The sequence below is a fragment of the Streptomyces showdoensis genome (genome assembly GCF_039535475.1).
In the GTDB taxonomy this organism is placed as follows: domain Bacteria; phylum Actinomycetota; class Actinomycetes; order Streptomycetales; family Streptomycetaceae; genus Streptomyces; species Streptomyces showdoensis.
In genome coordinates this window covers 278,895-300,550 of record NZ_BAAAXG010000028.1, presented here as the reverse complement: position 1 = coordinate 300,550, position 21,656 = coordinate 278,895, and the positions used below count along the sequence as shown (strand labels likewise).

Below are 21,656 nucleotides of genomic sequence, written 5' to 3'. Positions count from 1 at the left end.
TCAGCAAAATAACCCTCGCCCTTCAGATCGAACACAACCGGTCCGCCCGCGGGCTCCAGGGCATGATCTTCACCCGGGACGACCGCGCCGGCGCGGGCAAGCTCTCCTCCCGGCTCGGGCTCGTCACCGACGCCGTCGAGGCCGCGGAGGGCTTCGACTTCTACGCGTACCTCGTGGCCCACCTGTCGAAGGGCGGGCGCTGCGACTACGTCATCGCCGACGAGGCCCAGTTCCTCGCGCCCGAGCAGATCGACCAGCTCGCCCGGGTCGTCGACGACCTGGAACTCGACGTCTTCGCCTTCGGCATCACCACCGACTTCCGGTCCAAGCTCTTCCCGGGCTCGCAGCGGCTCGTCGAGCTCGCCGACCGGGTGGAGGTGCTCCAGGTCGAGGCCCTGTGCTGGTGCGGCGCGCGCGCCACCCACAACGCGCGCACCGTCGGCGGCGAGATGGTCGTCGAGGGCGCCCAGGTGGTGGTCGGCGACGTCAACGCGGGGGACCAGGTCGGCTACGAGGTGCTGTGCCGTCGCCACCACCGGCGCCGGATGACGGCCGCGTCCGCCCGTGCGGCCGCCCTCTCCCCGGACGTCCTGCCGGTCCCGCAGGGCTGAGGCGCCGCCCGGCTCAGTCCGGGACGGCCCGGAAGCGGCGCCGGTACTCCATGGGCGTCGTGTCGAGGCGCCGGCGGAACGCCCGGATCAGGGTGTCCGTCGTGCCGAACCCGCAGAGGGTCGTGATCCGTTCGAGGGTCGCGTCGGTGGACTCCAGCTGATGGCGGGCCCGCTCCACCCGCGCCGACTCGACGTACGCGCTCGGGGTCGTGCCGAGCTCGGCCTTGAAGATCCGGGTGAGCTGGCGCTCGCTGATGTGGGCGGCCGCGGCGAGGTCCGCGAGCGTGAGCGGCTCGTCGAGGTGGCGCGTGATGTGGTGGCGCAGGTCCTCGATCCGGCGGGTGGTGGAGACGGGTTCGAGGGGGACGCTGAACTGGCTCTGTCCGCTCGGCCGCTTCAGGTACATCACGAGCTGGCGGGCCACCCGCAGCGCCACCGTCTCTCCGAAGTCGTCGGCGACGAGCGCGAGGGCCAGGTCGAGGCAGGAGCTGATGCCCGCCCCCGTCCACACGTCGCCGTCGCGGATGAAGATCGGGTCGGCGTCGACCTCGACCGCCGGGTGCTCGGCGGCCAGCTGCTGCGCGGTCGACCAGTGGGTCGTGGCCCGCTTGCCGTCCAGCAGCCCGGCGGCGGCGAGGATGTGGGCGCCGACGCAGACCGAGGTCACCCGCCGGGTCCGCCCGGCCAGCTTCCGCACCCACGTGACGACGGCCGGGTCGACCAGGGCCCGCACGCGGCGCCGGTCGTCCGTCTCGACCGAACCGGGCACCAGGAGGGTGTCGATCGGGCGCCCGGCCACCTCCTCGAAGGTGATGTCCGGGAGCACCCGCACCCCGGCCGAGGTGGTGACGGGGTCCGTCGTCTCGGCGGCGAGCAGCACCTGATAGCCCGTCGCGTCGTCCGTCTCGCGCCGCAGGAGGGCGAAGACCTCCGGCGGCCCGGTGACGTCGAGCAGGTCGACGCCCTCGAAGAGGACGATGACGACGAGTCGTCCGACGCTGCTCATGTGTCTCCGTACGGGTGCGGCGAGCGGGATGTCCGGATCCGCATGTTAGGGGACGTCACCGACATCGCGCGGGCGCCGGTGTCCATGGCCGGGGGAGGGGCGGCGCTCCGGTGGCCCGGGCGGGTGCGGGCACCGGCTGTTCACCTGAGGTGCGCCCGGGGACCTCCTCCCGCTCGGTCGCGGGTCGTGCGGCTCGGCGGTAATGCCTCTCTACGACGATCACCCGCCCGGCCGAACCCGCCCCTGGAGGACGTGTGCCACCCGCTGCCGAGACCGCGCCCTCCCCGTTCCGGCCGAGGCTGCGGGCGGCGGCGGGCGCGGCCCTCCTCACCGGCCTGCTCTTCTGTCTCGCCGGAGCGCTCGCGGGCAGCTACCCGTTCGGATCCAGGACCCGCAACATCGTCGACCTGGGGCAGCAGTACCTGCCGTTCCACGCGTACTGGCGGAAGCTGATCCTCGGTCAGACCCACGGGGACCTCTTCCTCAACTGGTCCTCGGGCTTCGGATCCAACTTCCTCGGCGACTTCGGCACCTATCTGAGCAGCCCCTTCGACCTGCTCGTCCTCCTCTTCCCGGCCGACCGGCCCGAACTCGCCCTGTACGTCGTCACCGCGGCCAAGATCGCGACCGCGGCGGCGGGCATGGCGGCCCTGCTGCTCACCCTGCGCCGCGGCCCCTGGTCCGTGGCGGCGGTGCTCGGCACCGCGTACGCGCTCTCCGGCTGGACCTTCAACTACGGCGCCACCGTGCCGATGTGGCTGGACGGCCTCGCCGCCTTCCCGCTGCTCTGCCTGGTGGGGGAGTGGGCCCGGCGCGGACGCAGGCCGGTCCTCGGCCCGCTGGTCGTGGCCCTCGCCTGGTTCGCCAACTTCTACACGGCGTACATGGCGACGATCGGCGCCGCCGTCGTCCTCGCCGTCCGCCTCCTGACGACCGACGACAGCGGTGCGGATACGCCTTCGGGGGGAGCCGCCGACCCCGGTACGGGCGCGGGCGCGGGCGCGAACACCGGGTCCGGCCCCGCCGCCACCGCCCGCCGGGCCCGCCTCGCCGCCGTGCTGAGGGCCGCCCGGAGCGTCCTCATCGGCATCGGGCTCGCCGCCCCGCTCGTCGTCGTCATCTTCCTCGGCACCCGGGTCGCCGACCCCACCCCGCCCACCGCCTTCGCCCCCGCCGACTGGACCGACGTCCTGGCCCGGCTGCTGCCGGCCACGGCGAGCGTGGCCACCCCGGCGCTGTTCATCGGCACCCCCGCCTTGGCGCTCGCCCTCACGCTGCCCTTCAACGGCGCGGTCGCGGCCCGCACCCGGACCGGCTGGACGGCCGCGATCGTCCTGGTCACGCTGTCCCTCCAGTGGGAGCCGACCCACCTGCTCTGGCACGCCGGAGCCTCGCCCAACGGGATCCCGTACCGCCAGACCTTCGTCCTCTGCGGGCTCCTGCTGATCGCCGCCTGGCTGTCGACGGCCCAGGGCCTGCCCCGGCCCCCGGCGCTCCTCGCCGGCGGCGCGCTGCTCGGGGGCGCCGCCTGGGCCGCCCGCGGCAGCGCGGACATCGACCGCTGGACCTATCCCGCCGTCGCCGCGGCCGCCGCCCTGGCGGTGCTCGCGGCGACGGCCGCGCTGCTCGCAGGCCGCCGCACCGGGAAGGCCCTCCCCGTCCTCGCCGTCGTCCTGCTGCTCGCCGCCCAGGCCGGCGAGACCCTCGTCACCGGCAAGCGCATCGAGGAGCAGCAGCTCGCCAAGGTCTCCTGGGCGCCGCGGATCGGCCCCTGGCACACCGACATGGCCCGCGCCGTGGCCGAGAAGGACGCCTGGCCGCGCCACCGCACCGACCCCGGCGAGGTCCCCGGCGGCAACGACGTCCTCCTCGTCGGCGGCGAGGGCGCCGACTACTACAGCAGCCTCACCGCCGACACGTACTCCCGGACCCTGGCCGGCCTCGGCTTCGGCTACTACGCCAAGGGCCGGCACCCCGTCAGCCTCGACAACCCGGTCACCGACGCGATCTTCTCCATCGGCACCCGGATGCGCTCGACCCCCGAGGCGCCCCTCGCCGTCGACCGGCGGCCCAGGGCCACGATCACCGTCACCGACAGCCCCGCACCGCCCCTCGTCACCGTCCACCCCGAGGCGCCCCCGACGGGCGACGCCGGCTCCGCCTTCGTCCGCCAGGAACGCCTCCTCGGCCACACCGTGTACGAGGTCCCCGACGTCCGCACGAGCGGGGGCACCCTCACCGCGCGGTGCCCGGCGGGCTCCCAGGTCTGGTTCTGGGCCCCCGAGTACCAGGGCGCCGCCGCCCTCGACGGCCGCCCGTCCGCCGCGTTCGCCGGCAAGCTGCCGTCCGTCCTCGCCCCCATGCAGCCGCTCGGCACCGTCCCGGACACCGGCGAGGTCCGGATCGAGCTGACGCCGAAGGCCAAGGCCCGGCCCCGGCTCACGCTGCCCGCGCACCCCGTCGGCTGTCTCGACCGGGATCGCCTCGCCACCGCCGTACGGCAGCTCACCGCCACCGGCGCGACCGGGGTCCGCACCACCGGACACGCCCTCACCGCCGACCTGCCGCCCGGCAGCACCGGCACCGCCGTCCTCGCCGTGCCCCGCGTCTCCGGCTGGCGCTGCGCCGCGGGCGACGCGCCCCTGACCCCCGCCCGCAGCCGCCTCGGCCTCGTCGCCGTCCCCCTGGACGGCCGGGCCACCTCCGTGACCTGCTCCTTCCGGCCGCCCGGGCTCAAGCTGGGCGGCGCGGTCGGCGCCGCCGCCCTCGCCGCCCTCCTGGCCACGGCGTGGCTCCACCGCCGCCGCACCCGCGAACCCGCAGGACCACAAGAGTTCACCGCCCGTGCACACGCGGCTCGTCCAGCCGAGAAAAGCACTGTCTAATCTGCCCGCGAGTACCTGTACGCGCGTACGCGATTTGGGGATCCCCGAGTGCCGAAACTGTCCGTCGTCGTGCCTTTCCACAATGTCGGGCCCTATGCCCCCGACACGCTGCGCAGTCTCGCGGACAATGCGGATGCGGACACCGAATTCCTGCTGGTGGACGACCATTCCACGGACGAGACGCCCGATCTCCTGGAACGCTGGAAGGACCGCATTCCGCAGACCAGGGTCATCCGCCACGAGACCAATCTCGGGGTCGCCCAGGCCCGTAACACCGGAATCGACGCGGCCACCGGCGACTACCTCACCTTCCTCGACGGCGACGACTGGTACGCCCCCGGCCACCTGGCCGCCATGACGGCCGGGATCCACCGCCTGGGCTGCGACTTCGCGCGCACCGACCACGTCCTGTCCACGGCGCGCACCCGCCAGATCCGCTACGCCCCGGCGAAGCGGCGCGACGCCGTCATGGACCCCCGGGACGGAATCGCCCCGGCCAGCATGGTGACGATGGTCGACTATCCGTTCGTCCCGTTCGGCATTTACAGCGCGCGCCTGTTCGAAAACGGTGCCTCGCGATTCGAGACGAAACTGCGCACCGCCGAGGACCGCCTCTGGATCTGGCGGCTCCACCTCACCGCCCGCACCTATGCGGCGCTTTCCCTGCACGGCGTCTTCTACCGGCGCGGGGTCACCACCTCGCTCACCCAGATCACCGACAACCGCCAGCTGGACTTCATTCCCTCCTACGACCTGCTGCTCGAAGAGGTCGCACGCGACCGCGACGCCGACCGATTCCTGCCGAAGGCCGTCCGCACCTACTGCGCGATGATCGCCTTCCACACGGCGAAGTCCGACCAGTACGAGCCGGCCGTGGCCAAGCGGCTCCGGCGCGACGTGACCGACGCCCTGCGGCGGATGCCGCAGGGCGTCCTCGACGGGACCCTCGCGACGATGGACACCCCCCGCAGCACCCTCCTCCGGAGCCTGCGCGACACCGGAAAGGCCGCCTGACCATGCCGACCGACGCTCGCGTCCAGATCTTCCAGGTGTCGACGCTGTACGGGGCGGCCACGGTCGCCGCCGCCCTCGACGCCGGGCAGTTCGGCGCCCCCGGCGAAGCCCGCCGCCTCCTGCTCGTCTCGAACAACGCCGAGATCCCCGAGACCGCCCTCCGCCTCTCCACGATGACCGGCTACGAGCGGATCGCCGGCCGCTTCGACGAGGTGATCGACTGGAACGAGGCGATCCACCCGCACCACCCCGGCTCCTGGTCGCCCCGCCCCGAGGAGTCCCCGCTCTGGCAGCGCGTCTTCCGCACGGCCTGGGGGCTCGGCGCCGCCACCGTCGAACTCGTCGTCGAGTCGATCCAGGTGAACCCCGCCAAGGCGCTCGCCGCCGTCTTCGCCGAGAGCACCGTCCAGGTCTACGCCGACGGGCTGATGAGCTACGGCCCGACCCGGGACGAGCTGCCCCAGTCCATCGCCTGCCGGATCCGCCGCGTCCTCCACCTCGACCTGGTGCCCGGACTGCGCCCGCTGCTGCTCACCGAGTACGGGGTCGGGGCCGAGCTCGTCCCCGACGACGCCTTCCGCGCGGTGCTGCGGGAGATCGCCGCCGCCGCGGCGGACGACCCCCGGCTCGCCGCCGCGACCGCCGCCGCGCCCACCGCCCTGCTGCTCGGCCAGTACCTCGCCGTCCTCGGCATCCTCACCGCCGACGAGGAGGAGGAGCTGCACGGACGCATGCTGCGCGGTGCCGCGGCCGCCGGGCACCGCAGCATCGTCTTCAAGCCGCACCCCACGGCCCCGGCACGCCACTCCCAGGCGCTGCACGAGGAGGCGGCCCGCGCGGGCGTCACCCTCACCGTCCTGGACGGCCCCCTGCTCGCGGAGACCTTCTACGAGCGCTGCCGGCCGGAGCTCGTCGTCGGCTGCTTCTCCACCGCGATGCTGACGGCCGCCGTCTACTACGGCGTCCCCGTCGCCCGCGTGGGCACGGAGACCGTCCTGGCCCGGCTCACCCCGTACGAGAACAGCAACCGCATCCCGCTGACCGTCGTCGACCACCTCGTTCCCGGCCTGGAGGACGGTGCCGCCCCCCGTGTACCCGGCGCCGCACCCGGCACCCTCGCCCCTCTGGTCCGGGCGGTCGGCTACTGCATGCGGCCGACCGCGCACCCGGGGCTGCGCGAGGAGACGCTCGGGTACCTGGGGGAGCACCGGGAGGAGCTCCACTTCCCGGCGGAGCGGCTGCGGGAGCTCGACCTGCGGGTTCCGGCCGGCCGGTAGGGCCGGCGCGGGCGGATCCCCGATCCGGCCGTCCCGGCGGTCGCCCCGTTCCGCCGGCCCGTTCGGCCGGCCCCGGTGCCCGCCCCGTCCGCCCCGTCCTAGCGTCCGCCCGTCGACCGCACCAGCGTGAACACCGCCCCCTCCGGATCGGCCACCAGCGCCAGCCGCCCCGCCGTACCCTCGCGGGGCGGGCGCAGCACCTGGCCGCCCAGTTCGGTGACCAGCCGGGCGGACGCGTCCACGTCCTCGACCTCGAAGTACGTCATCCAGTGCGCGCCCTTGTCGCGGGGCAGGGCGGAGCCCACGCCGTGCAGGGAGGCGACCGGACGGCCGTCGAGGTGGAGGGTGAGGTAGTCGAAGTCGGCCGAGACGACGGGCTCGACCTCGTACCCGAAGATCGTCCGGTAGAACTTGCCGACCGAGGCCGTCTCGTACGTCAGGAGCTCGTTCCAGACGGGTGTCCCGGGCGGTCCTGACGCCGCGGTCCCGTGGTGGGCCTCGGCCTGCCAGACGCCGAAGACGGCGCCGGCCGGGTCGGAGCAGATCGCCATGCGTCCGGCCTCGCCCGCGTCCAGCGGTCCGACCGCGACGGTGCCGCCGCAGCAGCGGATGCTCTCCGCGGTCTCGTCGGCGTCGTCGGTGGCCAGGTAGGTGGTCCAGGCGATCGGGAGATGCCGGTCCGGGGGCAGCTGGCCGATCCCGGCCACCTCCCGGCCGTCGAGCAGTGCGCGCACGTAGGGGCCGAGCTGCTGCGGACCGGGCACGAACTCCCAGTCGAACAGCGCTCCGTAGAACTCCCGTGTCGCGTCAAGTCCATGCACCATCAAGCTCACCCAACAGGGTGTACCGGGTGTGCGCCGAGTCGCCTCGGTCATCGTCTTCGTCTCCTCGCCAGTGGCCGTACGAGGTGGGGCCGGCGGGCCGCACAGTGGCTCCCCGGCGGGTCCTGCCTGCCGTCCGCCCGTCGTACACGCGGACCGGTCGGGCGTCCCGTGCCGATCGTTGCACCACGGGACGGGCCGCGCGCCCCGGCGATTCGGTGCGAGGGCCGTTCTCAGGGGGTGGGCTGCGCGAGGATGGCACCCATGAAGCCCATCATCTCCGTAAGCGAACTCGTGAGCGAGTCGGCCGGGGCGACGCCCCCGGTGCTCCTGGACGTCCGCTGGACGCTCGGCGGCCCGCCCGGACGGCCCGAGTACGAGGCCGGCCACCTGCCCGGCGCCGTGTACGTGGACCTGGACGCCGACCTCGCCGGCCCGCCCGGGAGCGGCGGCAGGCACCCGCTGCCGGACGTCGCCGCCTTCGGCGCCGTGATGCGCCGCGCGGGTGTCTCGGCGGGCCGCCCGGTCGTCGTCTACGACGGGGGCCTCGGCTGGGGCGCGGCCCGCGCCTGGTGGCTGCTGCGCTGGGCGGGTCACCCGGACGTGCGGGTGCTGGACGGCGGCCTGGCCGCGTGGACGGGAGAGCTGTCGAAGGACACCCCGGCCCCCGAGCCCGGCGACTTCACGCCCGAGCCGGGCGCCCTGGGTCTGCTCGACGCGGACGCCGCCGCCTCCCTGGCCCGCTCGGGCCTGCTCCTGGACGCCCGCGCGGGGGAGCGCTACCGGGGCGAGGTCGAGCCCATCGACCGGATCGGCGGGCACATCCCGGGCGCGGTCTCGGCCCCGACGACGGAGAACGTGGCCGCCGACGGCCGCTTCCTGCCCGCGGACGCCCTCAGGGCGCGTTTCGCCGCCCTGGGAGCCGCCGAGGCCCCCGAGGTGGCCGTCTACTGCGGCTCGGGCGTGTCGGGCGCCCATGAGGTGCTCGCGCTGGAGATCGCGGGCTTCCCCGCCGCGCTCTACGCCGGCTCCTGGTCCGAGTGGTCCTCCGACCCGGCCCGCCCGGTGGCCACCGGGCCCGACCCGCAGTAGCCGACGCCCTCGGGCACGACGAAGGGGCCCGCGCCGTTCCGGTGGCGCGGACCCCTTCCCCGTACGGGAAGCGTCAGTCCTGTTTCTTCCGCCGCGTGCCGAAGACGATCTCGTCCCAGCTCGGGACCGCCGCGCGGCGGCCCGGGCGGACGCCGTCGGCCTCGGCCTGGCGGTCGGTGGTGCCGGTGAGGCGGTCGCGGTGACCCGACACCGCGCGGGGCATCAGGACGTCGGCGTACGCCGAGCCCGCGCCCGCGGAGGCCGCGGGAGCCGGGGGCTCCTCGGCCTCGGCCTCGTCGGAGGGCTCCGTGTCGGCCGGCTCGGGGACGACCATGTCGCCGCGGAAGCTCGGGACCGCCTCCAGGAGGCTGGTCAGGGAGTCGCGTTCCTCCTCCGGCTCGGGGGCCGGCACGGGCGCCCGCTCCATCTGGCGGTCGAGCGCGCGGTCCAGCGGCCTGTCCCGGGGCAGCCGGGCGATCCGAGGGACGAAGGGGAAGCTCGGCTCCGGCACGGCGGCGAGGGTGTCGTCGGTCTCGCCGATCAGCGCCCGCGCCTCGTCGTCGACGGCCTGGACGAGCCGCCTGGGCGGGTCGTACGTCCAGCTGGCCGTGTGCACCTCGCCGGCGACCCGGTAGACGAGCAGCACCTCCCAGGTGCCGTCGTCACGCCGCCAGGAGTCCCACTGCACGGTGTCCTTCTCGGCGCCGCGCAGCAGCAGCCGCTCCTGCACCGCCTCGCCGAGCTGGGGGCCGGTGTTCTCGCCGGGACGCCGTACCGGGGTCTTGCGGGCCCGCTCGGCCATGAACGCGCGCTCGGCGAGCACCGGGCCCTCGAAGCGCCGGACCCGGTCGACGGGGATGCCGGCGAGCTGTGCGACCTCCTCCGCGGACGCACCCGCACGTATCCGTGCCTGGATGTCGCGGGGACGGAGGTGGCTCTCCACCTCGATCTCGATCTGCCCGAGGCGCGCGCGGTCGTTGCGCACGGCGGCGCGCAGCCGCTCGTCGATCGGAAGCGTGTACTCCGTGCTGTCAGCAGCCTTCAGCACCAGTCGTGTGCCGTCGTTCGAGACGGCCACGACACGCAGTTCGGGCATGGGAACCTCCCGGGTGGTGCCTGCCGACGTCACGTGCGTCGCTGCTTCCGCTAGTCGAGTGTGGCCTGCCCGGGTGCAGCCTGCCACAACCCTGCCGAGTTGCCCGGCGTGTCGGGCCTGGACCCTGGAACGCCGCTGTGACACGGTTGCCTTTTCGCCACCCAGAGTGACAGGTCGTCACGCTGCGTCGCGGGCGTCCGTGCGGTGCCATGGCGCCGCCGGTTCGAGTGCCACCTTCGGCCCCCTTCCGTCGATTCCGGACACCCGTGGGGGAATCCGGACCCAGGGTTCGCCACAGTACTCCATTCGGGCCACCTGGGTGGACCGGCGCGCCGCCCAACTTCTCGGGGGGTACGGGAGTTGAGTCTCCGCGATCTCCCGGTGCGCGTGTCCCTCTTCACAGAAGCACCAGAAACGGAACTAATCCCTTCGTTCATCTGTCCCTTCTGGGTGCACGGTGGAACGAATGAACAAGCAGGGGTTGGACATGCGTGACAGGCCGGATCCCGGCACGGAGGCCACGGAAGAGAAGAAACGATTCGACCTGAGTGTGGCTCAGGTCGCGGGCAGTGCCGTCGCGGCGGTCGTCGCCGCCAAGCTGGCCTCCACGCTGGGCGTCTACGGCACCATCCTCGGCGCCGGTGTGATCAGTGTCATCGCCACCTGCGGCGGTCCGCTGCTCCAGCACCTCTTCAAGAGCACCGGTCAGCAGATGCGCGGGGCCACGGCCGCGGGCAGGCCGAAGGGGCAGCAGCTCCCCGCCGCGTACGGGCAGGAGCCCTGCAGCGAGGAGTTCGGCGAGCCCACCACGCACGGCACCCGGGTCCGCGGCTGGAAGCGCTCCGCCGTCGGCGCCGCCGCGGTCTTCCTGCTCGCGATGGGCGGCATCACCGCGTACGAGCTGACCTCCGGTCAGGACCTCAGCGGCACCAAGGGGACCACGACCTTCGGCTCCGCCGTCCGCGGCCCCGGCGGCGACAACGGCGGGCAGCGGCCGGACGGGGGCGGCGCGCCGTCCTCGGTGCCGGGCGAGGGCGGGCGGCAGGAGCAGAAGGGCGGCGGGACCCCGACGCCGGGCACCACCCCGTCGGATCCGGACACCCCGGACCCGACGGCCCCGACGACCCCGCCCGCCCCCACGCCGACGCCCTCGACGTCGGCCGAGCCCACCGGCGGCGCCACCACCCCGCCCCCGACGACGCCGCCGACCACTCCGCCGACGGCTCCGCCGACCGCCCAGGACCAGGCGGCCGGCGGAGCCGGGTGACGGTCAGTCGCCCAGGACCCGGCGCAGGTAGTCGTTGCCGAACCGCCGTTCCGGGTCGAGCCGGTCGCGCAGCGCCGTGAACTCGGCGAACCGCGGATAGGCCTTCTCGAAGTAGGCGGCGTCCCGGGTGTGCACCTTGCCCCAGTGCGGCCGGCCGCCGTGGGCGGTCATGATGCGCTCCACCGCGGTGAAGTACGCACGGTGGGGCGTTCCCCTGTACAGGTGCACGGCGATGTACGCCGACTCCCGGCCCGAGGCGGTCGAGAGCGCGATGTCGTCGGCGGGCGCCGTCCGCACCTCCACCGGGAAGCTCACCTTCAGCGGCGAGCGCTCCACCATCGCCTTGAGCTCGCGCAGCGCCGGCACGGCCGCCTCGCGCGGCAGCGCGTACTCCATCTCCAGGAAGCGCACCCGGCGCGGCGAGGTGAACACCTTGTAGGGGATGTCGGTGTACGTACGGGCCGACAGGGCCCGGCTGGAGACCTTCGCGATCGACGGGATGAGCGGCGGTACGGCGCGCCCGACCGCGCAGGCGACCTGGAAGATCCCGTTGGAGAGCAGCTCGTCCTCGACCCAGCCGCTCAGCTTCCCGGGCGGGGCGGCGGGGCCCGTGCTGCGGTTGTTGCGCTTGGTGTTGCAGTTGTCCGTGTGGGGGAACCAGTAGAACTCGAAGTGCTCGTTCTCCGCGTGGAGCGCGTCGAACTCCGAGGTCACCCGGTCGAAGGACATCGGCTCCTCCCGCGCGGTGAGCAGGAAGACCGGCTCCACGGCGAAGGTGAGGGCGGTGACCACGCCGAGCGCGCCGAGGCCGATCCGGGCGGCGGCGAAGACCTCGGGGTTCTCCGTGGGGGAGCAGGTCATCAGACGGCCGTCGGCGGTGACCAGTTCGAGCGCGCGGATCTGCGCGGCGATCGAGGCCGAGTCCCGCCCGGTGCCGTGGGTGCCCGTGGAGGTTGCCCCGGCGACCGTCTGCTCCATGATGTCGCCCATGTTCGTGAGCGACAGGCCCTCCCGGGCCAGGGCCACGTTGAGCCGCTTCAACGGGGTGCCGGACTCCACGGTCACGGTCATCGCCTCGCGGTCGATCCGGCGGATCCCGGTGAGCAGATGGGGCCGGACCAGCACCCCGTCCGTCGCCGCGATCGAGGTGAAGGAGTGGCCGGTGCCGACCGTCTTCACCCGCAGGCCGTCCTCGGCCGCCCTGCGCACGGCGTCGGCGAGCTCCTCGGCCGAGGCCGGGCTCACCTCCCGCACCGGGCGGGAGGTGACGTTCCCCGCCCAGTTACGCCATGTGGCGCTCGTCGGCCCGCTCTTCCCCCAGCGCTGTGTCGTGCTCTCGCCCACTCTGCCCCTCCCGCGTCGGCACCGGCCTGCGCAGCCGGCGGTGGCCCAGGAGCGCCACCGCGACCGCGAGCGCACCCGAGGCGACGGGCACCACGTACCCCGCCTCCGCCCCGGAGGCGTCGACCACCCAGCCGGCGGCCGAGGAGCCGAGCGCCACGCCGACCGCGAGGCCGGTCCCGGTCCAGGTCATGCCCTCGGTCAGCTGGGTGCGCGGTACGTGCGCTTCGACGAGGGCCATGGTGGTCACCATCGTCGGCGCGATGGAGAGGCCCGCGACAAAGAGCGCCACGGCCAGCAACGGCAGGTTCCCGGCCAGTAGGAGGGGGATCATACTCACGGCCATCGCGCACACGCCCACGAGCCAGCGCACGGACGGCTCGCCCTTGAGGTGGAGCAGTCCGAAGACGGCGCCGGCGACGCAGGAACCGAGCGCGTAGACGGCGAGGACCAGGCTCGCGGCGGCCTTGTGGCCCTGCTCGTCGGCGAAGGCCACCGTGACGACGTCGACCGAGCCGAAGACGGCTCCGGTGGCCACGAAGGCGAGCGCGAGGACCTGGAGCCCGGGGGAGCGCAGCGCGGAGCCGCCGCCGTGGGCGCTGCGCGGGTGCGGGGCGGGCTCGGTGGCGCGCTGTGCGGTGAGCCAGAAGACGCCGATGGCGAGGAAGACGGCGGCGAGCAGCGGGCCGGCCTCCGGGAACCAGATGGTCGACAGGCCGATCGAGATGATCGGGCCGAAGATGAAGCACACCTCGTCGACGATCGACTCCCAGGAGTACGCCGTGTGCAGCCGCTGGGCCTCGCCGCGGTAGATGTCCGCCCACCGGGCCCGGGTCATCGCGCCGACGCTGGGCACGCAGCCGATGAAGGCGGTGAACAGGAACAGCGTCCAGTCCGGGGCCTGCTGCTGGACGCAGAGCAGCAGGCCGGCCCCCGCGGCGAGGGAGATCAGGGTCGCCGGGCGCAGCACCCGGCGCTGGCCGTAGCGGTCGACCAGCCGGGAGATCTGCGGGCCGAGCACGGCGGCGGAGGCGGCGAGGGTCGCGGAGAGCGCTCCGGCGAGCCCGTACCGGCCGGTGACCTGCGAAATCATGGTGACGATGCCGATGCCCATCATGGACAGCGGCATCCGGCCGAGGAAGCCGGCGAGGGAGAAGGCCGTACTGCCGGGGGCCGCGAAGATCGCGCGATAGGGACTGGGCAAGGGGATCTCCGGGCTTCCTGGCAGGGCGGCGAGTCCACACGTGTCGGCTCAACACGTGTAATTAATAGCTAAAGCCTACGGTGTTGAACTGGTCCGGTCACCCACTTTTTCGGTCGGGGCGCGCCTTCGGCCGTCGGAGGCGGGTGGGAGGATCGGTGCCATGTCCGACGAGCTCGATCCCGCCCCGTACGACGCCCTGCTGCTGCTCTCCTTCGGGGGCCCCGAGGGCCCGGACGACGTGGTCCCGTTCCTGGAGAACGTGACCCGCGGCCGTGGCATCCCCAAGGAACGGCTGAAGGAGGTGGGGCAGCACTACTTCCTCTTCGGTGGCGTCAGCCCCATCAACGACCAGAACCGCGCGCTGCTCGACGCCCTGCGCGCGGACTTCGCCGAGGCCGGCCTCGGCCTGCCGGTCTACTGGGGCAACCGGAACTGGGCGCCGTACCTCACCGACACCCTGCGCGAGATGATCACCGACGGCCGGCGTCACATCGCCGTCCTCGCCACCAGCGCCTACGCCTCCTACTCCGGCTGCCGCCAGTACCGCGAGAACCTGGCGGACTCCCTCGCCGAGCTGGAAGCGGAGGGACTCCCGCTGCCCCGCATCGACAAGCTGCGGCACTACTTCAACCACCCCGGCTTCGTCCGCCCCATGGTCGAGGGCGTCCTCGCCTCGCTCGACGAGCTCGACCCGTCCGTGCGGGCCGGGGCGCACCTCGCGTTCACCACGCACTCCATCCCCGACTCCGCCGCCGACACCTCGGGCCCCGTCGCCGACCACGGCGAGGGCGGCGCCTACGTGAAGCAGCACCTGGACGTGGCCCGGCTGGTCGCCGACGCCGTCCGCGAGGAGACCGGCGTCGCACACCCCTGGCAGCTCGTGTACCAGTCGCGCAGCGGCGCCCCGCACGTCCCGTGGCTGGAACCTGACATCTGCGAGCACCTGGAGGAGTTGCACGGCGCCGGGGCGCCCGCGGTCGTCATGGTGCCCATCGGCTTCGTCTCCGACCACATGGAGGTCCTCTACGACCTCGACACCGAGGCCACCGCCAAGGCCGCCGAGCTCGGCCTCCCGGTCCGGCGCTCGGCGACCGTCGGGGCCGACCCGCGGTTCGCGGCGGCCGTGCGCGACCTCGTCCTGGAACGCGCCGCCACCGAACGCGGGCAGCGCGCCGAGCGCTGCGCCCTGGGCGCGCTCGGCCCCTCGCACGACCTCTGCCCGATCGGCTGCTGCCCCGCCCGCGCGGAGCGCCCCGCGGCGGCCGGCGCCGACAGCCCGTACGCCTGAGGAGCCCTCCCGTGACCGATTCCCCCGAGTCCCGCGAGTCCCGCGTGACCGATCCGCTGCTGCGGGAGCTGCTCGACCTGGCCCTGGAGGCCGGGCGCCGGGCCGGAGCGCTGCTGCGTGACGGCCGGCCGGACGACCTGGCCGTGGCCAAGACCAAGACCAGCCCCATCGACGTCGTCACCGAGATGGACATCGCCGCCGAGAAGCTGATCACCGGCTTCCTCTCCGAGCACCGCCCCCAGGACGGCTTCCTCGGCGAGGAGGGCGCCGCCAGCCCCGGCACCAGCGGGATCCGCTGGGTGATCGACCCGCTGGACGGCACCGTGAACTACCTCTACGGCCTGCCGACCTGGGCCGTCTCCATCGCCGCCGAGCGCGACGGGGAGAGCGTCGTCGGCGTCGTGGAGGTCCCGCTGCGCGGCGAGACCTTCCACGCCGTCCTCGGCGGCGGCGCGTGGCTGGGCGACCGGCGCCTGGCCGTCCGCCCCTCCCCGGAGCTCGACCAGGCCCTCGTCGGCACCGGCTTCGCCTACGTCCAGACCCGCCGCGCCCACCAGGCGGACGTCGCCCAGCGGCTCATCCCGCGCGTCCGCGACATCCGCCGCGGCGGCTCCGCGGCGATCGACCTCTGCGACGTCGCCGCCGGGCGCCTGGACGCGTACTACGAGCGCGGCCTCAACCCCTGGGACCTGGCCGCAGGCGACCTCATCGCCCGCGAGGCGGGCGCCCTGACCGGCGGCCGTCCGGGTGAGCGGGCGTCGGGGGAGCTGGTGCTGGCGGCCTCCGAGGGCGTCTTCGGGCCGCTCCAGGAGTTCCTGGAGGAGGCCGGGGCCTGGCACGACTGACACGCGCGCCCCGTACGGACATGGGTGGGCCCCCGGCGCCGACGGCACCGGGGGCCCACCCATGTCCTGCCGGATCCTGGGGGTCAGGCGCAGCGCGCGCCGACCTCCACGCCGTGTTCGGCGGCCAGGCGGTGCAGGTCGTCCAGCTCGGCCTGCTCGACGTCCGCGAGGAAGTCGTCGCCCGTCTCACGAGCGCGCGTGAGGTCGGACTGAGCGGCCTTGATGCGGTGCAGCAGGCCTGCGGTGAAAGCGTCCATCGTGCGCCCCCTCGTCGTGGGTCGGTGGCACGGGGAGTGCCGGGGGTGGGCGGATCACACACTGCTACCTCTGGGGGACAGAGAGCGGTAGGTGGCGTGCCACCTACAGGGCGTGATCGCGGGGTGTGCAGTCGTCCTCCCCAGCCCTTTCCTCACAGAAACCTCAACTGGCCCGCGAATCAGGTGAATTCTTCCCGACACGGCGCGAGCCGCGCCCTCCGCGGCGGCCCGCGACGCCGTCTTACGGCCGGTTTACGCGCGTTCGGGGCAGGATGGACACGCACAGTCAGTGCGCAGACCCGCCCCGTCCGCGGTCCGGACCAGGGCACCAGGAGAGGACTCAGAGACGTGCGTGTACTCGTCGTCGAGGACGAGCAGCTGCTCGCCGATGCGGTGGCCACCGGACTGCGCCGGGAGGCGATGGCCGTCGACGTCGTGTACGACGGCGCCGCGGCCCTGGAACGGGTCGGGGTCAACGACTACGACGTCGTCGTGCTCGACCGGGACCTCCCGCTCGTCCACGGCGACGACGTCTGCCGGAAGATCGTCGAGCTCGGCATGCCCACCCGGGTCCTGATGCTCACCGCCGCCGGCGACGTCAGCGACCGCGTCGAGGGCCTGGAGCTGGGCGCCGACGACTACCTGCCGAAGCCCTTCGCCTTCACCGAGCTCACCGCCCGCGTGCGTGCCCTGGGCCGTCGCACCACCGTGCCGCTGCCGCCCGTCCTGGAGCGCGCCGGCATCAAGCTGGACCCCAACCGCCGCGAGGTCTTCCGCGACGGCAAGGAGGTCCAGCTGGCACCCAAGGAGTTCGCCGTCCTGGAGGTCCTGATGCGCAGCGAGGGGGCCGTCGTCTCGGCCGAGCAGCTCCTGGAGAAGGCCTGGGACGAGAACACCGACCCGTTCACCAACGTGGTCCGCGTCACCGTGATGACCCTGCGCCGGAAACTCGGCGAGCCGCCGGTCATCGTCACGGTGCCCGGCTCCGGCTACCGGATCTGATCCCCCATGGCCCAGACCCCGGCGCCGCTCCACGCGCCCCCGAAGCCGACCTGGGACCCCCGGGACCCGGTCCGGCCGCTGCTGCGCCCGACGATCCGGATAAGACTCACGCTGCTGTACGGCGGGATGTTCCTGATCGCCGGCATCCTGTTGCTGGCGATCATCTACCTGTTCACCGCGCAGGCCCTCCGGGACAGCACCTCCCAGCTGCCCTTCAAGGTCGTCAGCGGCACGATCACGCCGACCACCGACTGGTGCCAGCTGCCCACGGAGCCCAACACCGAGACGCTCAGCAACGCCGTCACGATGTGCCTGCGCCACCAGAGCGACCTGGCCCTGGACGACCTGCTGCGCCGTTCCCTGTTCGCCCTGCTCGGCCTGAGCATCATCGCCTTCGCGTTCGGTTTCGCGATGGCGGGCCGGGTGCTCTCCCCGCTGGGCCGGATCACCCGGACCGCCCGCCAGGTGGCCGGATCCGACCTGTCCCGCCGGATCGAGCTGGACGGCCCGGACGACGAGCTGAAGGAGCTCGCGGACACCTTCGACGAGATGCTGGAGCGCCTGGAGCGGGCCTTCAGCGCCCAGAAGCGCTTCGTCGCCAACGCCTCGCACGAGCTGCGCACCCCGCTCGCGATCAACCGCACCCTGCTGGAGGTCCAGCTCTCCGACCCGGCGGCGCCGGTGGAGCTCCAGCAGCTCGGCAAGACGCTGCTGGCCACCAACGAGCGCAGCGAGCAGCTGGTCGAGGGCCTGCTGCTGCTGGCCCGCAGCGACAACCAGATCATCGAGCGCAAGCCCGTCGACCTGGCCGAGGTGGCCTCGCGCGCCATCGACCAGGCGCACGCGGAGGCCGAGGCCAAGGGCGTGGAGATCCGGGGCGAGCGCGCCCTGGCGGTCGTCCAGGGCAACGGCGTGCTGCTGGAGCGGATCGCCCTGAACCTGGTGCAGAACGCCGTCCGGTACAACCTCCCGGAGGGCGGCTGGGCCGAGGTCACCACCGAGACCCAGAACGGCCAGGCGGTCCTGGTGGTCACGAACACGGGCCCGGTGGTCCCCGCGTACGAGATCGACAACCTTTTCGAGCCATTCCGGCGCCTCCGGCAGGAGCGCACCGGGAGCGACAAGGGCGTCGGCCTCGGCCTGTCGATCGCGCGCTCCGTCGCGCGTGCCCACGGTGGCCGTATCATCGCGGAGCCCCGCGAGGGCGGTGGCCTCGTGATGCGTGTCACTCTGCCGATCTGACACACTGCACGAGCCGACCGGATCTGTTCGCTTTGCGCGGAATTTCCGATCCTCGTTCCTGAGATGGTCCTGTGTGATCGATCACAGGAATGGGTGTCCGAACCTCCACTCTCCGTGATCGCGAATTCCCTCAAAAAACCCGGAAAAGTCCGGGTTTCCAGGGGTCCGATCGGCGGGAAGTACACGGGGTGGCACCCGAGAGGGACGGCCGACGGACCGTGTACGGTCCGGTTCGCCACCCAAAGCCGCTCACTCATGAGAGGGCGGATTGGGTGTCGATTGAGTAACAGACCTTGATGTGAGGCAAAATCTCCGCCTCGGGTCGGGCACAAGTCCGGCCTCTCACGCGTTACGTGCGCTGGAGACACCGCAAACCACCCAGAGGGGGAGAGCGACATGGCAACGGATTACGACACCCCACGCAAGACCGACGACGACGTCGACTCGGACAGCCTTGAAGAACTGAAGGCCCGCCGGAACGACAAGTCGACCTCGACCGTCGACGTCGACGAGTTCGAGGCCGCCGAAGGCCTGGAGCTGCCCGGCGCCGACCTCTCGAACGAGGAGCTGGCCGTCCGGGTCCTGCCCAAGCAGGCCGACGAGTTCACCTGCATGAGCTGCTTCCTCGTGCACCACCGCAGCCAGCTGGCTCGGGAGAAGAACGGCCAGCCGATCTGCCGCGACTGCGACTGAGATCGGTCGACCGTGGCAGGCGACACACCGTCTCGGAAACGGCGACTCCGGCTCCCTGGGATGCCGGGGGCGCATCGGGGCGGCTCAGGCCCGGTGGAGGACGCCCAGCAGGGCCCCTCGGCCGCGCACTCCGCCCCCCTGCCCACTTCTGGCGCACGTGACGACGGGCGAGGCCCCACGGCCTCGCTCGAAGCAGCGGACGCGCCGCAGCAGGGCGACCGGCCGCCCGTCCCGCGCGAGCAGGACGGCGGGACCCAGCGGGGCGCCCTGCGGCGCGTCGCCGATCCGGCACGCCTGCACCTGGAACGCCTGCACCTGGAACGCCTGAAACCGGACAGCGCCCGCATCGAAGCCGTACGGCGCGGTGTGAAGCGCGGCGGTCAGGGCGCCAAGGCAGGCGTCGGCTATCTCGCCGACCGGGTCATCGAGCTGGCGCCCCGGGTCCCCGTACGGGACCTGGCGACCCTGCGGCGGCACTTCCCCGGGCTCGGTCCCGAGGAGATCGCCGACAAGCTGGTCGCCGGCGCGTCCAGCGCCAGCGCCACCGTCGGCGCCGGCATCGGCGCCGCGGCCATGCTGCCGGTGCCGCCCGCGATGCCCGCCGAGCTCGCCGCGGAGATCACCGGCGTGGCCGCCATCGAGCTGAAGCTCATCGCCGAGCTGCACGAGGTCTACGGCCTGCGCCCGCCCGGCACGCTCACCCAGCGCTCGACCGCCTACCTGACCTCCTGGGCCGAGGAGCGGGGCATCGACCCCACCAAGCCCACCACCGTCAACGCCGCCCTCGGCGGCCAGCTCAAGCGCGAACTGCGCCAGCAGATCACCAAGCGCCTGGTGCGCAACCTGCCGAACCTCACCCCGTTCATGGTGGGCGCGGCCGTCGGCGCGGTCATGAACCGGCGCGACACCAGAAAGCTCGCCGCGCACGTCCGCAAGGACCTGCGCGGCCGCCAGATCCCCTGGGACGCCCTCCCGGCCCTGCCCCCGCTGGAGCAGCCGGAGAACCCCAAGGAGCTCGACTTCTAGGCCCCGCGGGGCTCCCCGGCCCCCTGGGGCTCCTGCGCCTCACCGGCCGCCCCGGCGTGCCGCTCGTGGCCGCGGGCGGCCTCCAGGGCCGCCACGAGTCCCTCGGGGTCCCGGCTGGACAGGTAGACGTACGGCGTCGGGTCCGCCGGGTCGGTGACCTCGATCCGCACCGCCGTCGGCACGTAGCTCCGCATCAGCATGAAGGCACGCGGATCCGCCTTGTGCGTGCGCCAGGCGCGCGCCTCCTCGGCGTCCAGGACCTCGGGCGCCCCCAGGGCCGACACCGGGATGCGCGCGTCCCCCGCGACCAGCGAGCCGGCCACCACCCGGATCCGGGCCGAACCGTACGAGGACACCGCCGCCGCGGCGAGCGCGCCCGCCGCGATCAGGCCTCCGAGCGTCGCGACCGTACCCAGGGGGAACGTGATCAGACCGCCGGAGAGGCCCAGCAGGGCCACGATGACCCACCAGGAACGGGGCGCGGTGAGACGTTCGTCGAAGCTCGGCGCGGAAGGGTGTGCGGAAGGCTGCATGCCTCCCAGCTTGGCACGGCGCGACCGGCGCCCGGCCGCGCGGGTAAGGTCTGCGCCTGTGACTGGAACATCTGCGGCCCTCACCCCGCCGGCCGACGCCATACCGCCGGTACGCCACCCGGACGCGCCCGCCCCCGGCGAGCTGCTCGGCGCGCACTACGCGCACTGCTTCGGCTGCGGCGGCGGACAGCCCCACGGGCTGCACCTGGAGGCGCGGGCGGGCGAGGGCGTGACCGTCACCGCCGAGTTCACCGTGACCCCCGACCACCAGGGCGCCCCCGGTCTCGCGCACGGCGGCGTGCTCGCCACCGCGCTCGACGAGACCCTCGGCTCCCTGAACTGGCTGCTGCGGGTCATCGCCGTCACCGGCCGCCTGGAGACCGACTTCGCACGTCCCGTCCCGGTCGGCACCGTGCTCCACCTGGAGGCCGAGGTCACCGCGGTGCGCGGCCGCAAGATCTACTCGACCGCCGTCGGCCGGATCGGCGGGCCCGAGGGCCCCGTCGCCGTCCGTGCCGACGCCCTCTTCATCGAGGTGAAGGTCGACCACTTCATCGACAACGGCCGGCCGGAGGAGATCCAGGCCGCCATGTCCGACCCCGACCAGGTCCGGCGCGCCCGCGCCTTCGAGGTGAACCCCTGATGCGCAATCCCGTCGACGTACTCATCCGCCGCGTGGACCCCGAGGTGCCGATCCCGGCCTACGGGCACCCCGGCGACGCCGGAGCCGATCTGGTGACCACCGAGGCCGCCGTGCTCGCCCCGGGCGAGCGGGCCGTGCTGCCCACCGGCGTCTCCATCGCACTGCCGGACGGCTACGCCGCCTTCGTCCACCCCCGCTCCGGCCTCGCCGCACGCTGCGGCGTCGCGCTGGTGAATGCCCCGGGGACGGTCGATGCCGGGTACCGTGGAGAGATCAAAGTGATCGTGGTCAATCTCGACCCGCGCGAGAGCGTGCGGTTCGAGCGATTCGACCGGATTGCCCAACTGGTCGTCCAGCAGGTCGAGAAGGTGCGCTTCCACGAGGTGGCGGAGCTTCCCGGCTCGGCGCGGGCCGAGGGGGGCTTCGGGTCCACCGGCGGTCATGCCGCCGTGGACGGCACCACGGGTGGGAATCGATACGCTTCGGTCGTATCCGACCGGGAAGGACAGTGAC

At 73.3% G+C, this 21,656-nt stretch carries 21 protein-coding genes; 14 read left to right on the top strand and 7 right to left on the bottom strand.

The window, feature by feature from the left end:
• Positions 1-8: 8 nt before the first annotated feature.
• On the top strand, positions 9-611 hold the full coding sequence (locus tag ABD981_RS36080) for a thymidine kinase (RefSeq protein WP_123955016.1): 603 nt from the start codon (positions 9-11) through the stop codon (positions 609-611).
• 13 nt (positions 612-624) lie between these two features.
• Here ABD981_RS36080 and ABD981_RS36075 read toward each other — a convergent pair whose 3' ends face one another.
• Complete coding sequence (locus tag ABD981_RS36075) at positions 625-1,617, bottom strand: GlxA family transcriptional regulator (RefSeq protein ID WP_046910827.1); 993 nt, start codon at positions 1,615-1,617, stop codon at positions 625-627.
• 254 nt (positions 1,618-1,871) lie between these two features.
• On the opposite strand from ABD981_RS36075, the gene ABD981_RS36070 reads away from it, so the two are divergent.
• Genes ABD981_RS36070 through ABD981_RS36060 form a run of 3 tightly spaced genes read left to right on the top strand, consistent with a single transcriptional unit; the run spans position 1,872 to position 6,793 of the window.
• Positions 1,872-4,502 carry a YfhO family protein gene (locus ABD981_RS36070; RefSeq protein WP_046910828.1) on the top strand — a complete coding sequence of 877 codons (2,631 nt, stop codon included), beginning with the start codon at positions 1,872-1,874 and terminating at the stop codon, positions 4,500-4,502.
• A 48-nt stretch (positions 4,503-4,550) separates the two neighbouring features.
• Positions 4,551-5,516, top strand: coding sequence for a glycosyltransferase family 2 protein (locus ABD981_RS36065; RefSeq protein WP_046910829.1), 966 nt, complete (start codon positions 4,551-4,553; stop codon positions 5,514-5,516).
• 2 nt (positions 5,517-5,518) lie between these two features.
• Positions 5,519-6,793, top strand: coding sequence for a polysialyltransferase family glycosyltransferase (locus ABD981_RS36060; protein ID WP_046910830.1), 1,275 nt, complete (start codon positions 5,519-5,521; stop codon positions 6,791-6,793).
• Positions 6,794-6,891: 98 nt separating this feature from the next.
• Here the strand turns inward: ABD981_RS36060 and ABD981_RS36055 are convergent, their stop codons facing one another.
• The gene (locus ABD981_RS36055; RefSeq protein WP_046910831.1) at positions 6,892-7,668 is read right to left on the bottom strand and encodes a VOC family protein; all 777 of its coding nucleotides are present in this window, start codon (positions 7,666-7,668) and stop codon (positions 6,892-6,894) included.
• Positions 7,669-7,878: 210 nt separating this feature from the next.
• Here ABD981_RS36055 and ABD981_RS36050 point away from each other — a divergent pair, with 210 nt between their 5' ends.
• Complete coding sequence (locus ABD981_RS36050; protein WP_046910832.1) at positions 7,879-8,706, top strand: sulfurtransferase; 828 nt, start codon at positions 7,879-7,881, stop codon at positions 8,704-8,706.
• A gap of 73 nt (positions 8,707-8,779) precedes the next feature.
• Here ABD981_RS36050 and sepH read toward each other — a convergent pair whose 3' ends face one another.
• Entirely contained in the window at positions 8,780-9,835 is a 1,056-nt protein-coding gene (sepH, locus tag ABD981_RS36045; RefSeq protein WP_123955018.1) for a septation protein SepH, read from the bottom strand.
• Between the two features lie 454 nt (positions 9,836-10,289).
• Here sepH and ABD981_RS36040 point away from each other — a divergent pair, with 454 nt between their 5' ends.
• A complete protein-coding gene (locus tag ABD981_RS36040) occupies positions 10,290-11,069 on the top strand; it encodes a hypothetical protein (protein ID WP_240495418.1) in 780 nt (259 codons plus the stop codon).
• A 3-nt stretch (positions 11,070-11,072) separates the two neighbouring features.
• On the opposite strand, the gene ABD981_RS36035 is transcribed toward ABD981_RS36040, so the two are convergent.
• Both ABD981_RS36035 and ABD981_RS36030 read right to left on the bottom strand, forming a co-directional pair.
• Entirely contained in the window at positions 11,073-12,413 is a 1,341-nt protein-coding gene (locus tag ABD981_RS36035) for a D-arabinono-1,4-lactone oxidase (protein WP_046910835.1), read from the bottom strand.
• Positions 12,352-13,614: an MFS transporter gene (locus tag ABD981_RS36030; protein ID WP_046910836.1), complete on the bottom strand. Its 1,263-nt coding sequence runs from the start codon at positions 13,612-13,614 to the stop codon at positions 12,352-12,354. The genes ABD981_RS36035 and ABD981_RS36030 overlap by 62 nt, the downstream gene beginning before the upstream one ends.
• Positions 13,615-13,774: 160 nt before the next feature.
• On the opposite strand from ABD981_RS36030, the gene ABD981_RS36025 reads away from it, so the two are divergent.
• Both ABD981_RS36025 and ABD981_RS36020 read left to right on the top strand, forming a co-directional pair.
• Complete coding sequence (locus ABD981_RS36025; RefSeq protein WP_345530519.1) at positions 13,775-14,902, top strand: ferrochelatase; 1,128 nt, start codon at positions 13,775-13,777, stop codon at positions 14,900-14,902.
• Positions 14,903-14,946: 44 nt separating this feature from the next.
• Positions 14,947-15,747, top strand: a complete 801-nt coding sequence (locus ABD981_RS36020) for an inositol monophosphatase family protein (protein ID WP_046911488.1) — start codon at positions 14,947-14,949, stop codon at positions 15,745-15,747.
• 83 nt (positions 15,748-15,830) lie between these two features.
• On the opposite strand, the gene ABD981_RS36015 is transcribed toward ABD981_RS36020, so the two are convergent.
• On the bottom strand, positions 15,831-16,004 hold the full coding sequence (locus ABD981_RS36015) for a hypothetical protein (protein ID WP_165591022.1): 174 nt from the start codon (positions 16,002-16,004) through the stop codon (positions 15,831-15,833).
• A gap of 348 nt (positions 16,005-16,352) precedes the next feature.
• Between ABD981_RS36015 and ABD981_RS36010 the strand changes: the two genes are divergently transcribed.
• The 4 genes from ABD981_RS36010 (at position 16,353) to ABD981_RS35995 (ending at position 19,967) form a co-directional block, all read left to right on the top strand.
• A complete protein-coding gene (locus tag ABD981_RS36010; RefSeq protein WP_046911485.1) occupies positions 16,353-17,006 on the top strand; it encodes a response regulator transcription factor in 654 nt (217 codons plus the stop codon).
• Positions 17,007-17,012: 6 nt separating this feature from the next.
• The gene (locus ABD981_RS36005; RefSeq protein ID WP_046911484.1) at positions 17,013-18,248 is read left to right on the top strand and encodes a sensor histidine kinase; all 1,236 of its coding nucleotides are present in this window, start codon (positions 17,013-17,015) and stop codon (positions 18,246-18,248) included.
• A 396-nt stretch (positions 18,249-18,644) separates the two neighbouring features.
• Positions 18,645-18,941: a DUF4193 domain-containing protein gene (locus tag ABD981_RS36000; protein WP_003955561.1), complete on the top strand. Its 297-nt coding sequence runs from the start codon at positions 18,645-18,647 to the stop codon at positions 18,939-18,941.
• A 12-nt stretch (positions 18,942-18,953) separates the two neighbouring features.
• Positions 18,954-19,967, top strand: a complete 1,014-nt coding sequence (locus ABD981_RS35995) for a hypothetical protein (RefSeq protein WP_123955129.1) — start codon at positions 18,954-18,956, stop codon at positions 19,965-19,967.
• Here ABD981_RS35995 and ABD981_RS35990 read toward each other — a convergent pair.
• A complete protein-coding gene (locus ABD981_RS35990) occupies positions 19,964-20,500 on the bottom strand; it encodes a DUF3093 domain-containing protein (RefSeq protein ID WP_046911482.1) in 537 nt (178 codons plus the stop codon). The two genes, ABD981_RS35995 and ABD981_RS35990, sit on opposite strands and share 4 nt — an antisense overlap.
• A 58-nt stretch (positions 20,501-20,558) precedes the next feature.
• On the opposite strand from ABD981_RS35990, the gene ABD981_RS35985 reads away from it, so the two are divergent.
• A complete protein-coding gene (locus ABD981_RS35985) occupies positions 20,559-21,143 on the top strand; it encodes a PaaI family thioesterase (protein ID WP_046911481.1) in 585 nt (194 codons plus the stop codon).
• Positions 21,143-21,655, top strand: a complete 513-nt coding sequence (gene dut, locus ABD981_RS35980; RefSeq protein WP_017237679.1) for a dUTP diphosphatase — start codon at positions 21,143-21,145, stop codon at positions 21,653-21,655. The genes ABD981_RS35985 and dut overlap by 1 nt, the downstream gene beginning before the upstream one ends.
• Position 21,656: the final 1 nt, after the last annotated feature.